Annotated in this window: 15 protein-coding genes, 1 tRNA gene and 1 pseudogene; 13 read left to right on the forward strand and 4 right to left on the reverse strand. The window is 38.8% G+C overall.

Annotation, left to right across the window (positions count from 1 at the left end):
• Positions 1 to 8: 8 nt before the first annotated feature.
• The 12 genes from L2B55_RS08505 (at position 9) to L2B55_RS08560 (ending at position 12,351) form a co-directional block, all read left to right on the forward strand.
• Complete coding sequence (locus L2B55_RS08505) at positions 9 to 770, forward strand: hypothetical protein (protein ID WP_237850109.1); 762 nt, start codon at positions 9 to 11, stop codon at positions 768 to 770.
• Positions 771 to 874: 104 nt separating this feature from the next.
• Positions 875 to 1,141 (forward strand): helix-turn-helix domain-containing protein, encoded by a 267-nt coding sequence (locus tag L2B55_RS08510; RefSeq protein ID WP_237850110.1) that lies wholly within the window; start codon positions 875 to 877, stop codon positions 1,139 to 1,141.
• A complete protein-coding gene (locus L2B55_RS08515) occupies positions 1,138 to 1,425 on the forward strand; it encodes a hypothetical protein (RefSeq protein ID WP_237850111.1) in 288 nt (95 codons plus the stop codon). The genes L2B55_RS08510 and L2B55_RS08515 overlap by 4 nt, the downstream gene beginning before the upstream one ends.
• A gap of 167 nt (positions 1,426 to 1,592) precedes the next feature.
• Positions 1,593 to 1,955, forward strand: a complete 363-nt coding sequence (locus L2B55_RS08520; RefSeq protein ID WP_237850112.1) for a plasmid mobilization protein — start codon at positions 1,593 to 1,595, stop codon at positions 1,953 to 1,955.
• A gap of 2 nt (positions 1,956 to 1,957) precedes the next feature.
• Positions 1,958 to 2,902 (forward strand): relaxase/mobilization nuclease domain-containing protein, encoded by a 945-nt coding sequence (locus tag L2B55_RS08525; protein ID WP_237850113.1) that lies wholly within the window; start codon positions 1,958 to 1,960, stop codon positions 2,900 to 2,902.
• A 515-nt stretch (positions 2,903 to 3,417) separates the two neighbouring features.
• A tRNA-Asn gene (locus L2B55_RS08530) sits at positions 3,418 to 3,492 on the forward strand.
• Between the two features lie 48 nt (positions 3,493 to 3,540).
• Positions 3,541 to 4,248 carry a hypothetical protein gene (locus tag L2B55_RS08535; RefSeq protein WP_237850114.1) on the forward strand — a complete coding sequence of 236 codons (708 nt, stop codon included), beginning with the start codon at positions 3,541 to 3,543 and terminating at the stop codon, positions 4,246 to 4,248.
• A gap of 295 nt (positions 4,249 to 4,543) precedes the next feature.
• A complete protein-coding gene (locus tag L2B55_RS08540; protein ID WP_237850115.1) occupies positions 4,544 to 7,516 on the forward strand; it encodes a type I restriction endonuclease subunit R in 2,973 nt (990 codons plus the stop codon).
• The gene (locus L2B55_RS08545; protein ID WP_237850116.1) at positions 7,509 to 8,810 is read left to right on the forward strand and encodes a restriction endonuclease subunit S; all 1,302 of its coding nucleotides are present in this window, start codon (positions 7,509 to 7,511) and stop codon (positions 8,808 to 8,810) included. Before L2B55_RS08540 ends, L2B55_RS08545 begins: the two co-directional genes overlap by 8 nt.
• Positions 8,803 to 9,903 carry an AAA family ATPase gene (locus L2B55_RS08550; protein WP_237850117.1) on the forward strand — a complete coding sequence of 367 codons (1,101 nt, stop codon included), beginning with the start codon at positions 8,803 to 8,805 and terminating at the stop codon, positions 9,901 to 9,903. Before L2B55_RS08545 ends, L2B55_RS08550 begins: the two co-directional genes overlap by 8 nt.
• A gap of 3 nt (positions 9,904 to 9,906) precedes the next feature.
• A complete protein-coding gene (locus L2B55_RS08555; protein WP_237850118.1) occupies positions 9,907 to 11,544 on the forward strand; it encodes a type I restriction-modification system subunit M in 1,638 nt (545 codons plus the stop codon).
• A 483-nt stretch (positions 11,545 to 12,027) separates the two neighbouring features.
• Positions 12,028 to 12,351, forward strand: a complete 324-nt coding sequence (locus tag L2B55_RS08560; RefSeq protein WP_237850119.1) for a hypothetical protein — start codon at positions 12,028 to 12,030, stop codon at positions 12,349 to 12,351.
• 175 nt (positions 12,352 to 12,526) lie between these two features.
• On the opposite strand, the pseudogene L2B55_RS08565 reads toward L2B55_RS08560, so the two are convergent.
• Together L2B55_RS08565 and L2B55_RS08570 are read right to left on the reverse strand one after the other, a co-directional pair.
• Positions 12,527 to 12,670, reverse strand: a pseudogene (locus L2B55_RS08565) (IS481 family transposase); the annotation flags it as partial.
• Between the two features lie 95 nt (positions 12,671 to 12,765).
• Complete coding sequence (locus tag L2B55_RS08570; protein ID WP_237850120.1) at positions 12,766 to 13,479, reverse strand: hypothetical protein; 714 nt, start codon at positions 13,477 to 13,479, stop codon at positions 12,766 to 12,768.
• 888 nt (positions 13,480 to 14,367) lie between these two features.
• Between L2B55_RS08570 and L2B55_RS08575 the strand changes: the two genes are divergently transcribed.
• The gene (locus tag L2B55_RS08575; RefSeq protein WP_237850121.1) at positions 14,368 to 14,874 is read left to right on the forward strand and encodes a group II truncated hemoglobin; all 507 of its coding nucleotides are present in this window, start codon (positions 14,368 to 14,370) and stop codon (positions 14,872 to 14,874) included.
• A gap of 98 nt (positions 14,875 to 14,972) precedes the next feature.
• Here the strand turns inward: L2B55_RS08575 and L2B55_RS08580 are convergent, their stop codons facing one another.
• On the reverse strand, positions 14,973 to 15,335 hold the full coding sequence (locus L2B55_RS08580) for a DUF4180 domain-containing protein (protein WP_237850122.1): 363 nt from the start codon (positions 15,333 to 15,335) through the stop codon (positions 14,973 to 14,975).
• A gap of 159 nt (positions 15,336 to 15,494) precedes the next feature.
• Positions 15,495 to 16,136, reverse strand: a complete 642-nt coding sequence (locus L2B55_RS08585; protein WP_237850123.1) for a Crp/Fnr family transcriptional regulator — start codon at positions 16,134 to 16,136, stop codon at positions 15,495 to 15,497.
• Between the last annotated feature and the right edge of the window lie 190 nt (positions 16,137 to 16,326).

Genomic DNA, 16,326 nt, shown 5'->3' on the forward strand with positions numbered 1-16,326 from the left:
GCTGCCATATGAAAACAACTTATTTCGCTCATCGCAAACCATTCTCTTTTTCTTTTCATCCCTACCAAATCGGTAGTCCCATCGGCCTTTCTAAGGGTTATGAAGACAATCATTTCCTGCTGAAAATCTATCAGCTTAAAGAAGAGCACTACGGGGATTATTATCAATTTCACCTGGCATATTTCCTGGAAAAACACCCTCATTCGGATGCTAAACATCTATTCTTCGAACATGTTTGGAGCATAGTGGTGAACCGCATCAGTTATTATAGAAACTCAGACCCTTTCTCTTCAAAACATACACAACATATTCATCATATTGAAAAACTGACCTGTTTTAAGCAACACCTCATTAGTATTGATGAATGGAATAAAACACTTAATTTTTCTTCCCTACTTGCGGAATGGGAACGGCAACTGACTGCGTCGAAGGAGCGGATCAAGCAGCTTGAATCCGAGATCCAGCAGCTCCGCCAGCATGAAAGCGCTGAGAAGATCAGCATTGCCGAAGACAAACTGCCTACCTTCATTGACCTCTTGCAACAGCTGCAGGAACTGACACTTCCCAACAACAAATCGCTCTTAAAATCCCAAACTCAAAGCCCCTGGTACAAGCTGCTCAGCAGGTATTTCTTGCATGGCGAAAAGGAAATTCCCATCAATACCGCCCGTAATTATTTCCCGGCTCAAAAAAGTGTGAAGCTGATCAAAGGCTCCGAGGTTCCTCAGAAGGACAAACACTTTCAGATCATCCCGCTTAAATGCAACTAGCAAGCCTGTTTAGCGCCTGAACATGACCAAACGGCTTCAATGGTCATTTAAATCCTTCATTCAGCCTTCAATTTTGTCTTTATCAAACAAAACAAGGAGGGATTATGCGTGTGGAATTAGTGACCAGAGAGGACCTCGACCGGTTCAAATCGGAATTGTTTACGGAATTAAAACAACTGCTCAGGCCCGAAGACCAACCTGAACGAAAATGGCTCAGAAGCGCGGAGGTTCGAAAGCTACTAAAGATTTCGTACGGCACTCTTCAGCATCTGCGGATTAAAGGGGTGTTACCGTTTCGCAAAGTGGGCAGCATTCATTACTACCCTTATGGTGAACTGTTAAACCTATTAGAAGGAGGGAAGGAGTTATGAAAACAGGAGCGCAGTTAAGTTATTTTCTAAAGCAGTTACCCAGGTATAACAAACTGGGGACATTTCATATCAGCCTATATGCTGCTTTACTGGAAGTTTGGAAACAGCAGCAGTATGATGCTTCCTTCAGGGTATCCCGAAGGAAGCTGATGCAACTGTCTTCCATTAAATCCATTGCTACCTATCACAAATGTTTAAAGGAATTGATCGCACTCGGCTTTATTGATTACCAGCCTTCTTATCATCCTAAAAAGGCCAGCCGGATAAGTCTTTTACAGGCTTAAGAATTCCTAAAAGTGCAGGATGAAAAAAGTTGAAGTAAGCGGAGAGTATTAAATGTGCCTTTAAGGAGCAAGTTAATGTTTTTGCTATACAAAAACACTTCGGGGGATGACCCCGAAGCTTGCTCCCGATGGTCACTGGGGTTGGATGATATTAGAGAAAAGGAAAGATGGGCTTCAAAAACAGTCAGCAAAATGAAACTAAAAGGCGATTACCGGGCAGGCCGAAAAAAGGAATCAAGCGGAGTGAGGTAATTATGGTGCGGCTGACACCTACCGAGCGGCTCCTGATTGAAAACAAGGCGAAAAAGGCCGGGCTGAAAATAAGTGAATGGTTCCGTAAGGCAGCCAAACAGGCGGAGGTTGTGGCTAGAATTTCTGTGCAGGAGGCTAATTGGTTTCGCATCCTGGCAGGCATGGCCAATAATTTGAACCAGCTGACCCGTCAAAGTCATGTGTACGGGCTTGCGCTCATCGAAAAGGACTTAAAACAGATGCTTGACAAAATAGAGAACCTGCTAAATCGCTCCTAGCAATGATCGGCAAACAATTATCCGGCAGAAGCTTTAAAGGCTGCCTTCGGTATTTAGTGCTGAAACCCGAAGCGGTGATTCTGGAAAGTCAGGGCGTGAGCGCTTTAAACGTCAACACTTTGATTCGTGACTTTGACCGTCAGCGGAAACTGAACCCAAACTTGGGCAAAGCGGTCGGCCACTTGATTCTCAGCTGGAGTAAAGAAGATAAAGCTAAGCTCAGTGCTACCATCATGAAAGAGCGGGCAAAGGAATACTTGAACTGCATGAATATTCGGGATACCCAGTTTGTCATTATTCAACACAAGGATCGCGAGCACGCACACCTGCACATCGTTTATAACCGTGTAGCCAATAACGGTAAAACCATTTCGGATGCTAACAACTGGAGGCGAAACGTAAATGTCTGCAAGGAATTGACATTAAAATACGGGTATTATTTGGGAAGAGGAAAAGGACTGGTAAACAGAAAATCGCTTAGGGGCAAGGATGGCCTGCGTTATGAACTATATGATTCCATTCATACTGTTTTACGAACCTCCAGCAATTGGGAACAGTTGGAAGCAGCTCTGCTTGAAAAGGGCATAATGATCCAGTATAAGTACCAACGTGGAACGAATACCATTCAGGGCATTTCCTTTGGCAAGGATGGAATAGTTTTAAAAGGTTCTGCTATTGACCGGTCACTCAGTTATGCATGCTTAAATAAACAATTGTTGCAGAACCGAATTCGGCTGAACGCTTACCCTCATTCAAAACAAGCTTCTTTAAGGTTAAAGAATGAACCTGCAATGAGTGATAATTCACATCAGTGGAAATCCCCCCAAAGTGAAAACCTACTGGAAGTACTGCTAAAACCCGAACATTCCAGTTATAATGCTGTATCTGATTTTGAATGGCAGTTTAAACGAAAAAAGAAGAAAAAGAAGAAACGGCAAAGCTTATAATAATTTTACACCTACCAATGTTGTCAAAATCCATATAGTAAATAATCCATACCGCTTCGTTGGGCGATACAAACCTGGATCTACGCCTGTTCATCGGCCAAGCAATCATTATTCGATATTCTCAGCGAAGAATACGATTGCAAGCCCAGAACGCTTGAAAATCGTATCAAACAAATCATGCAAATTCCAATTACCATTATCGATGCAAACAGGGTGCTTTTACCGACTTTGCAAAGACCACGGAAAAGGCGGAATAAAACACTTTCTAAGTAGTTAAAAATTAACTATTTAAACGCTTGAAACTTTGCAACAGCATATATAGGGTTTTGCAAACTTGCAAACTCGCTCAATTTTGTGTTGCCCAATTTACACCTTATCTCCCTATTCTGCTTTTTACCAAAAAATGAAAAAAATAAGATTATTTTAACCAATAGTTAATTAGTATATTTTTACATTTGCAGCGCAACAAACAACAGACACCAATACCAAGAATTATAAAAAAAGATATTTAAGAAACAGCTGTAGTGTAATTTGGAATAACACGCCTTACTGTTAGTTTGGTAATCCTGGTTCGATTCCAGGCAGTTGAGGGCGAAATAAATAAGTTCTCTCTCAACTGCCTTTACCGCATTTATTTTATGGTACTAACACCAACAAATGAACAACAATTTCATCGTGATTTCAGTAAAAATGTAGCTTCTATGGAAGCGACACGAAGAAAAGTGAATTCTCAAATCAACGATTCATTAAGACGAGACGATGAATTTTCTTTGAAAATATACACAAACCTTTATTTATTGGTTTATAGTGCGTGGACAGAGGCTTCATTAATTAAATTAGTGCATACCCCATTCGGCTTTACAATAGAAGAAAAGAAAAAAATACTTAAAGACAAGGATATAATTAATAAGTGGAAAAAATGCGTTAATACTGCTTTTAGTAAATTCCGTAATAACGGTTCAGAAATACCCAATAAGAAAAAGAAAATACACAAGTTAATTGATGACTATCTAAAAACTCAAGCTCAAATTAGAAACAAAATAGCTCATGGTCAATGGGAATTTCCCTTACACAAAAACAATATTACACACGACAATGAAGCACAAACATTGATGAATTTAATTGATGTAATGCAAATAGACATTTGGTTTGAAGTGTTTAAGGAAATAATTGAAATTGTAAGAGGGCTTATTGATGCAAGACCCAAAAACAATCATATCGCCCATTATAATTATTACTTTACACGTCTTACTAATATTCAGGCAATAATTGATGAAAGAAAAACCTGGACACTTGCTGACAAAAAGAAACGGCTAAAACTAAAACCAAGAAGAATTGGTAACTAATACTAAACTTCATCTCTTATAACCCCCCGGAGAATTTTCAACCAATTCTCTGGGGATTTTTGTTAAATAAGAGTAAGAGGGCGATAAATGCTCCATGACTTACTATAACTTTTCCTCCAGCTTAAAGAATTCAAGTAGTTGATGCTGTGTGAATTCCATTTTTGCAATTATCAACTATGAAATAAGCTATAAATACCAGTACAGTTTCTACATTTTTGTTATTTTGCGACTTGGAAAAAAATAAAAACGCTGCCATTTTAACCATTTTACCTGATAAGCTGCAATTGTTTTGAAAATGACAACAATAGTCAATGAATCCCAAATAGAATATGGCTTCGTCGGAAAACTAACCGATCTTAAATATACCCACCGGCCGGATATACGAGATCGTCACTCGCTGGAGCTAAACTTCCGAAACAAATTCGAAGCACTGAATCGAGTCCGTCTTTCAGACACCGAATTTGCCCGCCTCCGGGATGATATCATTACAGCCGACGTGTTTCAAGCGTCAAAAACCCTGCGCCAGCGCAACACTTTTATTCGTGAAGATGGAACGCCTTTACATTATTCGTTGGTAAATATTACCGACTGGTGCAAAAACGAGTTTGAGGTGATCAACCAGTTGCGGATGAATACTGAAAACAGTAGTCATCGATACGACGCTATATTGTTGATAAATGGCGTTCCTGTGGTGCAGATTGAATTGAAGACCTTACAGATCAGTCCGCGCCGTGCCATGCAGCAGATTGTGGATTATAAAAATGATCCGGGCAATGGCTATACCAATTCATTACTTTGTTTCATGCAGTTGTTTATTGTGAGCAACCGAAGCAACACTTATTACTTTGCCAACAACCGCAACCAACATTTTAATTTCAATGCCGACGAACAATTCCTGCCGGTGTACAAATGGGCAAAGGAAGACAATAAGAAAGTAGACAACCTATATGATTTTGCCGAGAAATTTCTGGCCAAATGCACACTGGGAGAAATGATCAGCCGCTATATGGTGCTGGTGGAAAGTGAGCAAAAACTATTAGTGATGCGGCCCTACCAGATCTATGCGGTAAAAGCCATCGTGGAGTGTATCCATCAAAACAGGGGCAATGGTTATATCTGGCATACAACGGGTAGTGGTAAAACATTGACCTCATTCAAAGCATCTACATTATTAAAAGACAACCCGGATATTGAAAAATGTTTGTTTGTAGTGGATCGTAAAGACCTTGACAGGCAAACCCGTGAGGAGTTCAACAAGTTCCAGGATGGATGTGTGGAAGAGAACACCAATACCGAAACGCTGGTTCGTCGTATGCTGTCGGAAGATTATGCCGATAAGGTAATCGTTACTACCATTCAAAAATTAGGGCTGGCACTGGACCCCAATCATAAGCAGAAGTTTAAGGAGCGCTTGCAACCGCTGAGTGATAAAAGACTGGTCATTATTTTCGACGAATGCCATCGCTCACAGTTTGGCGAAAACCACCAGACCATCAAGGAATTTTTTCCAAAGGCACAGCTCTTTGGCTTTACAGGTACTCCCATTTTTGAAGCCAATGCATCATACCAGCAGATACAGGACACAATCGGTTCTTACAAAACCACCGAAGATATTTTTCAAAAACTGCTGCACGCTTACACCATCACCCACGCTATTGAAGACCGCAATGTATTGCAGTTTCATATCGATTACTTTAAAGGTGAAGGCGAATATAAGGCAAAGTCCGGCGAGGCCATTGCACAGCAAGCCGTAGCAGAAGCCATACTGACCAAACACGGTGCGGCTACCAATGAACGCCGCTTCAATGCTATACTGGCGACAGCTTCCATCAATGAGGCCATTGCGTATTATAACTTGTTTAAAGATATTCAGGCAAAAAATAAGGCGATAGATGAAAACTTCCATCCGCTGAATATTGCCTGCGTGTTCTCACCTCCTGCCGATGGCAATAAAGACGTGCAACAACTGCAAGAAGATCTACAACAGGAAAAGGCCGACAATAAAGTGGCGCCGGAGGAAAAGAAGATTGCTTTAAAAGCCATCATCAGCGATTATAACAAACAATTTGGAACCAATCATACTATTGGCGAGTTCGACCAGTATTACCAGGATGTACAGCAACGCATTAAAGACCATAAGTACAGCAATGCCGATTACGCGGCAAAAAATAAAATTGACATGGTGATTGTGGTGGATATGCTGCTTACTGGTTTTGACAGCAAATACCTGAACACATTGTATGTAGATAAAAACCTGAAGTATCACGGATTGATACAGGCATTTAGCCGTACCAACCGTATTTTGAACGACAGCAAACCTTATGGCAACGTGCTGGACTTTCGCCAACAGCAGGCAGATGTAGATGAAGCCATCGGCCTATTCTCCGGCGAACAGAAAGAACATGCACGGGAAATATGGCTGGTAGAACCTGCACCGGTGGTGATTGGCAAATATGAAAAAGCTGTGGAGGCATTGGAACAATTCATGCAATTGCAGGGATTGGAAAATAAGCCCGAAGAGGTAAATAATCTTAAAGGTGATATAGCCCGTACCGAATTCATCAATCATTTTAAGGAAGTGCAGCGGCTGAAAACGCAGCTCGACCAGTACACCGACCTGGCGCCTGAACAGATATCGCAGATAGATGCCCTATTGCCGCCTGAAGAACTGCGTTCGTTTAAAGGGGCTTACCTGGAAACGGCCAAACGCCTGAAAGATATTCAGGAAAAAAGCGAGGATGCTGACCCGGTGGTGCAGCAACTGGATTTCGAATTTGTGCTCTTTGCTTCTGCCACTATCGACTACGATTACATTATGGGCCTTATAGCCCGCTACACGCAGCGACCGCCAAACAAACAAAAAATGACCAAGGAGCAGCTTATTAACCTGCTCAACTCCAGCGCCAACCTGATGGACGAGCGGGACGATATTGTGGGCTACATCAACAGCCTGGAAGTGGGCAAAGGGTTGAGTGAAACAGAAATACGGGATGGCTATGAAAATTTTAAAGAGGAAAAAAGTGCAGCGGAACTGGCAGCCATTGCACAAAAGCATGGGCTGGACATAAAATCCTTAAAAACATTTGTAAACAACATCATCAGCCGGATGATTTTTGACGGGGAACAACTAAACGACCTCCTGGCACCACTGGAGCTGGGCTGGAAGGACCGCAGCAAAAAAGAACTGGCCTTGATGGAAGACTTAATACCACAATTAAAAAAATTAGCCCAAGGGCATGAAATATCCGGATTGAATGCTTATGAGTAAAGAAACAATAAACGCAATGGTGCCGAAGTTGAGGTTTCCGGAATTTAAAGAAGAAGGCTGTAATATCGAGTCTTTTGGAGAACTGTATACATTTAAGGTTACAAACTCATTTTCGAGAGATAACCTAAACTATGAATCGGGCAAAGTTAAAAACATTCACTATGGTGATATTCACACGAAGTTCTCAACACTATTTGATATAACGAAAGAAAAAGTTCCGTTTATCAATCCTTCTATATCAATTGAAAAAATCCAAGAAGAGAACTACTGTATTGAAGGTGATATAATTTTTGCAGATGCATCAGAAGATTTACAAGATGTCGGAAAAAGCATTGAAATAGTAAACCTAAACAATGAAAAATTATTGTCTGGTTTACATACTTTGTTAGCAAGACAGAAGGAGCCAAAGTTAATAGTTGGTTTTGGCGGGCATCTGTTCAGGTCTGGTGCTGTACGAGCACAAATTCAAAGAGAAGCACAAGGAGCAAAAGTTTTAGGTATATCTGGAACAAGGTTATCCAATATTAAAATTGGTTATCCTAACAACAAGCTTGAACAACAAAAAATCCGCGATTGCCTTTCTTCTTTAGATCAATTATTATCTGCCGAAAGCCAAAAACTGGATGTACTCAAAGCCCATAAAAAAGGGCTGATGCAACAGCTATTCCCAGCCGAAGGCGAAACTGTACCCAAGTTTCGATTTCCTGAGTTTAAAGATAATGGGGATTGGGAGGAGACGACACTAAGCCAGGTTGCAAACTATGAAAATGGGAAAGCTCACGAGCAAGATATCGTAGAAACAGGCGATTATGTTGTTGTAAACTCTAAGTTCATTTCATCCGATGGTGAGGAAAGAAAATTTACAAATACAGCTTTTTGCCTGGCACGAAAAGGCGATATTTTAATGGTGCTCAGTGATGTTCCCAATGGCAAGGCGATAGCAAAATGTTTTCTTTTAGATGCTGATGAACTTTATACAGTTAATCAAAGAATTTGTCGAATAATACCATTTAATGTCAACAATGTCCTCTTGTATTACATATTAAACAGAAATCCTCATTTTTTGGCATTTGATGATGGTGTTAAGCAAACTAATCTTCGAAAAGAAGATGTTTTAAACTGCCCAATGTTAATACCTAAAGACCCAATCGAACAACAAAAAATCGCCGAATGCCTTGCCGCCCTGGATGCGCTCATCACGGCACAGGCAGAACAAATAGGGCAGCTTAAGCAGCATAAAAAAGGGCTGATGCAGCAACTTTTCCCAAACCTTAATGATATTAATAATGGCTAATCAATTACCACCTTTTGCTGATATGTCAGCAGTTGTTGCCCACCTTCGTTCTATAAACAAAAAGAATACTTTGCTATACGCTTATAATGGTATTGGAAAAACTCGCTTGTCAATGGCGTTTCAGGATGCCGGTAAAAACGGTACAGAACGAGACACATTATACTTTAATGCCTTTACTGAAGACTTATTCTCGTGGGACAACGACTTGGAGAATGATTCTCAGCGGGTTTTACGCATGAATAGAAATTCAAGTTTTTTTTCTGGTATTCAGGAACAAGACATGGAGAACAAAATTCGTCCATTGTTACATCGTTACGCCGATTTCAACTTTCTGATAGATTATCAGAATTGGACTGTTAATTTCATGCGTGAAGTATTAGTAGATAGGACTGTACAAAATGTAGAGTATATAAAAATTTCAAGAGGAGAAGAGAATATTTTTATTTGGTGCTTCTTTTTGGCAGTCGCTCAATTAGCTATCGATAAGCAACCTGGTTATACCTGGGTGAAATATTTGTACATAGACGATCCAATTTCTTCACTTGATGATCATAATGCAATTGCAGTTGCCAGTCATTTGGCACAAATGTTAAAAAAAGAGGGCAATGAAGTAAAAACGATTATATCATCCCATCATACTCTGTTCTTTAATGTTATGTTTAATGAGTTGAAGAACGGTGTAAAATATTTTTTAAGCAAGGGGCCCAACCATGGAAGCTACATTTTAACTGATACAAGCGACACGCCCTATTTTTACCATGTTTCTTTATTGCAAGATTTGCGAAGAGCAGCCGAATCTGGAAACCTATATACCTACCATTTTAATATTCTACGAAATGTTCTTGAGAAAACTGCAAATTTTCACGGATTTAAGAATTTTTCTTCATGTATTAAACAGCTAGATGATGATCCAGAAGGTGTAGTATATGCCCGTATAATAAACATTTTAAGTCATGGTAATTATTCACTTTTTGAACCTACTGAGATGCTACCTGAAAACAAGGAATATTTTAGAAGGATCTTGAATGATTTTATGAACAATTACCGATTTAACCCTGAACTATTTCCAGAGGCAGTTGCACAAACAGCATAAATTATGACCGCTATAGAACAACAACAATTAGGTAAAACACTTTGGGCCATAGCAGATGATTTGCGCGGCGCCATGAATGCCGATGATTTCAGGGATTATATGCTGTCCTTCCTCTTTTTACGCTACCTGAGTGATAACTACGAGGCAGCTGTTAAAAAAGAATTAGGCTCGGATTATCCTGATACTCCTTTGGATGTTTTAAAAAAATTAGGCTATTCTACACCTTTAGAAGTTTGGTATGCAGAAAATCCTGACGATATAGAAGCCTTTGAGAAGCAGATGCGCCGTAAAGTGCATTATGTAATAGAACCGCAATATCTTTGGAGCCATTTAGCAGAACTGGCAAGGAAACAAGATGTCGAATTATTGCATACACTGGAGAACGGTTTCAAGTTCATCGAAAACCAATCCTTCGAAAGTAATTTCCAGGGGCTGTTCTCAGAGATCAATCTATCGTCCGACAAGCTGGGTAAAAGCTATAAAGAAAGAAATGCCAGACTTTGCACCATCTTGCAAAAAATAGCCGAAGGCATTGCCAGGTTCTCCACCAATACTGATATACTCGGCGATGCGTATGAATATTTAATTGGCCAGTTTGCCGCAGGCTCAGGGAAAAAAGCCGGAGAGTTTTATACCCCTCAACAGATATCGACCATCCTCTCTGAAATTGTAACACTAGATAGCCAGGACCCTGCTTTAGGCAAAAAAACAAAGCTGAGCAAGGTGCTGGATCTTACCTGCGGTTCGGGCTCACTATTATTAAATGTACGCCGCCAAATGGGGGCACATGGTATCGGCAAAATTTACGGACAAGAAAAGAACATCACTACTTACAACCTTGCCCGTATGAACATGCTACTGCATGGGGTAAAGGATACCGAATTTGAAATACATCATGGGGATACTTTAGTGAATGACTGGGATATACTTAATGAGATGAACCCGGCAAAAAAGATGGAGTTCGATGCAATTGTATCCAATCCGCCTTTCAGTTTACGTTGGGAGCCTACAGAAGTACTAGGTGAAGATTTTCGTTTTAAAAACTATGGTTTGGCCCCAAAATCAGCAGCAGATTTTGCTTTCTTGTTACATGGTTTTCATTTCCTAGACAATGAAGGTACGATGGCCATCATCCTGCCCCATGGCGTACTGTTCCGTGGCGGTGCAGAAGAGCGTATTCGCGCCAAGCTATTAAAAGATCACAACATAGATACAGTCATCGGTTTGCCTGCTAACTTGTTTTTTTCAACAGGTATTCCTGTTTGCATTATCGTATTAAAGAAGTGCAAAAAGTTTGACGATGTATTGTTCATTAACGCAGCAGAACATTTTGAAAAAGGGAAACGTCAAAACCGTTTAAGGGATGGAGATGGCAATGAGCCAAACGATATACGCAAAATTGTAGAGACGTATAAAAACCGGAGCGAAGAAGATCGTTATTCCCGTAAAGTTTCAATGGCAGAAATTGAGCAAAACGGATACAACCTCAATATCTCCCGCTATGTAAGTACTTCAGTAGAAGAAGAGAAAATTGATTTGCAGGCAGTAAACAAAAGCGTGGTTGATTTAGAAAAGAAAATAGCTGAAGCAAAAAACAAGCACAACCAATTTTTACAGGAATTGGGATTGCCTCTGATTTAAAACTATCTAATTGATTTAGATTTTTATCATACTCAAAAGGTCAGTTCTAATCTAATCGGTATTGTTATTATAATTTTAAACGGTTAATTTTAGGGATAATTAATGATGTTTTTTACGACAGTGTCCTATTCAGTGACCTGTTAAATCAAAATACAGCGAAAAACGGTTACAAGTGACTAAATCGAACTTGGTTCGAATCCCTCACTTTCCGCTCCCTACTTCATCAAAAAGTAACAAACGCTGTAAATTGAATGATTTACAGCGTTTTTGTTGTGTGCCGTGCATATCTATAAACTAGGAGGTGCAAGTCCTCTATGGGGGTCCGTAGTTACCAACCATTAGCCGAGTACAACCTTTTTAGACGTATCACCAAGAGAAATCCGCTCAGTTTAAGACCTTTTATGACTTCACCGACACTAAACAAAAAAGTAAGCACAGGAAGCCGAAAACTGATTAGAGTGGGCAATGTTTAAATTCAAGCAGATGAAAAGAATGTTTTTCTTGACAGTAATGTTGACTTTAATAGCATTAGGTGTTAACGCACAGACCAAAAAGGACGATATACCTGATATGCGTTACAAAGCCATCAAAGAAATGTATGGTAACAGTTACTCGGTACCAAGTTATTCAACTCCTTCCTATTCACAACCGAAACAGGAAAGAAATTACGCACAGACCAAAAAGGACGGTACTTCCGATATGCGTTATAAAGCCAACAAAGAAATGTATGGTAACAGTTACTCGACAACACCAAGCTATTCTAGACCGAGTTACTCAACACCAAGTTATTCAACTCCTTCCTATTAACAACCGAAAAAGAAAGAAATTATGACAATGGTTAACTAGGGTTGACGAGACAATGCAAAAATATTCTTTTTCAAACCCTCCTTATATTTTGAGGAGGGATTCGAAAAAGAATATTAATGCGGGATTAGTTTTTTTCTTAAGCTCTTCATAAGGTATTTTACCACCTAAAGCTGCCTTTAGTTTTTCCATAATGTATACCCAGAACTTCACAATGCCAGTGGAATTTCGCCTGAAATTCATGACCATTTTCGGTTTGAATGGTTTGTATTCTAAATGGAAATCTTTCCATTGTATAATTTACAAAGTCAATGGCTGAAGATCCTTAAAAGAGAGGATCTTTATGTTGTAAAATAAACTGTGTCAATTACGATCAGGCAAGTCATTATATGGCAAAGACGGCGCTTTTACAATGCCTTAGTCTTCGTTTTCAAACTCTACATCAGCAACAGCATGTAAATTAGCCAGCATTTTAGCGTAAATAGCCTGATTTGAAGTGCTGCTGATTACAATTTTACCATTGGTTTTGACAGCGGCCTCTAACTCAGCTGCAGTAATGCCGGTTGACAACAAATTAAGATTCAGGTGAACTAAGCCCAGGTAGTCCATCTCTTCATTTACTACAATATTTTCATATTCAGCTTCAAATTCAAGTTCATCATTGATCACAACCTGAACAGGAATTGTACCGAAAGTACCCGATAAAGAAACTGCCGGCTCAGTAGCCGATTTTTTAAACTTAACGCTTAACTCAATTTCTTCATAAGCACCTGCCACAACCTTTACATCACCAAATGGCTGGCTGGTTCCAAACAGATCAATCTTTATAGGCCCTTCAAACTCAAAAGCCACTTCTGTATTGTCTTCATTTTGTCCGGCTGCTTCATCTTTCTCTGCTTCAAAATCAACTTCAGATACTAACAATGAACCTGCAGTAAAATTAATCAGCGAGGTTGTTCCGACTGTAACGCCTACTGTGTTCGTTTCTTTTGAAGTAGATGCAGTTGAGTAAGTTGAACCATTGCTTGCTTTAACTTGATAGCTAAAGGATGAGCCTTTATCTTCATCTTTTTTACAAGCAACAAACGCCAAAGCCATTAAACCTATAGCTGTAAGAGTTATTTTTTTCATTTGATTTTAGTTTTAGTTGTTAATACTAATAATTATTGCAAAAATGTTACCATCACTTTGTTGTGCAAACCTATTGGCAGAAGATGAAAATGAAATGAAATCTTAGGATTTTCTTTTAAATGAAATTAATTCGATTTACTTGTTCTTCAGGTGTGCGTATTATGTGGCTTTATGTAAGAAAGTACACACTTTTCTTGGCCAAAGAATGGAAATATAACCCCATGTTCGATTTAAGCTTATTGTTATGCAGTTGAACGTATTGTAATGCTGATTAGCATGAACAAGAGTATTTAAGTTGCTTTGATAATTTTAGCCTTTTTCACCTTGTTAGTGCATCAACTGAAGTTTCTACTTTCTGCTGTTGGCAACCTTTTTCTCTTGTTTAAGTTCAGTAGAAAGTTCTATTTCTCTGGTTTCAGCTTTTCGTTGTACACTTTCAGGTTCTTAAACTGACCATCCTCCAACAAAGTCGCCTGTTGCAGGTTTCCTGTGGTGAGCTACTTCATAAGCGTCTCCTTCTGTTCAGGAGTTTGCAGTTCTTTTAAAGCGAAGCGAGATAACGGTTGAACTCTTCAATCACCTAAAACAAACTGTTTTAAGAGCAGCATTCAATGCTATAGAACAGAGAACAAGGGAAAATATTTATCGGAAATTCCAAAAGGCTATCCCTTCATGGTTTGAGTTTATCGAAACGAGCTTTATTCCTGATGAAATGAAAGAACGGTATAGACAACTGATAACAGAAAAAGCCCGACGATTGGAATTATTTTAAATAATGAATAAACCCTGTTCCATGAAGTGTAAGCACTTTACTCTTGACTGCTTTAGCCTCCATGAACCAATCGCTTGGCTGTTTGTTATTGAAACAAATAATTAAAACTACTACAAATGACTGATACAAAAATAAATCCAAACAATGATAATGCTCCCAGCCTTTATGAATGGGCAGGAGGGATTCAAACCTTTGAAAATTTATTCCAGAATTTTTATGAAAAAGTCTTGAAAGACGACCTGTTAGGTGATGTATTTAAAAACATGTCATCTGAGCATATCAAACATGTTTCACATTTTGTAGCAGAAGTTTTCGGAGGGCCTGAATTTTATACTACTGAAGATAATGGAAGCCATGCTGCTATGATAGGTAAACATATTGGCAAGATGCTTACAGAAGATAAAAGAAAAAGGTGGATGCAGCTTTTATTGCAAACTGCTGACGAAATTGGACTAAAAAGTGATCCTGAGTTTCGTTCTGCCTTAGTAGGTTATTTAGAATGGGGAACTCGTATTGCAGTCATCAATTCTCAACTAACTCAAAATCCCATGGTCAATAATGAACCCATGCCCAAGTGGGGTTGGGGAGAAACTGGCGGCCCCTATATTCCTAAAGAAAAATAGAAATCAATTTTGGGAAGTAATTTAATGGTAATGGTTTGCGGCAGTGCTGGTCGTTGTTTCTACTAAATAATGCTTATCCCAATTTGGTTTACTTGTATTTATCGGTCCGAAAGGATTTTTATTGCTTCTACCGTGGAAGTTACAAAGTTTATATGTCTTCCTTTATTACTTTCAAAAATGAAGTCATTTAAACTCTTGCTTTTGTATTTAGAAAAGTCTCCAACTATAGCCAGGCGAACACGATAAGTTGAAAACTTTTGTAGTATTTCTCCTGCCATTCCGTTTTTAAGATCAAAAAAATCAGTTGTGATGTCTTTTTCATGAATTACAATCTTATCAAATCCTTGGTAATACAGGTTTCCTAACAAGTCTAATCCATCTTCGTTATTGCTAATAATAATGTCGTCCGAAGTCACTTCGGCAACTAATGTGTCTTTTATCTTATGAGTTTCAATTTTCATTGTTTCTTTTCATTCTTCGACTATCTCGTTCCCTAATTTTCTTTTTTTAATTCAAACAAATCTGTCAAATATAAGAGCAGATACCAAAGAATTAAAAGCAAAATTACTGTCAGGAGGTTGTTCAATTATTAAAACTGGTCGTTATCGAATAAGTAGTATCTAAAGGAATTCAAATGCGGCTTCAAATTGATTTATGAATACAGAATTGGAAATCAAAAGAAAACTAATCTTCAGGTTCTGTTTTTTTGCCCTGTATCGGCTCAGGGTTTCTTTGGTAATTCCAAGGTATGAGGAAATATATTTTTGTGCTAATTTCTGGAAAAGGTCAGGGAAGGCCTTGGTTAATTTGAGGTATCGGTTTTCGCCTGTAAGCGTTAAGAAATCTTTTAGCCGGTCTTCATACATTTTGTGTTGTTCTGCTACCAGAAAACGCTCGATTGCTTTCGCCTCAGGAAACAAAGTGTTCAGCTCTGTTAAATGTTCAAATGGCAATGCCATCACAATACTATCTTCAACAAGTTCAATATAGATTGAAGATTTCTCGTTAATTGCAAAATCAAGGGCTGTGAACAAGAATTGTCCGGTGCTCCAAAAGGAAGAGGTAACTCTTTTTTCCTCATCATAAAAATAACCAACAGCAAACCCTTTTCTGATAAAATATACATTTTCCATCTTATCACCCTGGCCAATCAACAGCTGATGTTTAGCGTAATGTTTTTCAATAACAAATTGCTTTAACTGGTTTTTATAGGCAGTCGATAGAGGGGTAATAGCCGATAACGATTGAAATAAAAATTCCATAATAGTAGATTGTTTTAAGCTAAATGGCTTAATGATTTTTAGATAGATTTTTTAAAACTAAGACTCTGTAAAATGTAAATCAAGTACAAAGGAATTTGTTGATAAATATCAATTTCATTGAATTGTTTATTGGACTCTTTCATTCGTCAATTTTATTTGCACATAAGTAGCATTAAGAATATGGTTATAA

This window comes from Solitalea lacus (assembly GCF_022014595.1).
GTDB classification, from domain to species: domain Bacteria; phylum Bacteroidota; class Bacteroidia; order Sphingobacteriales; family Sphingobacteriaceae; genus Solitalea; species Solitalea lacus.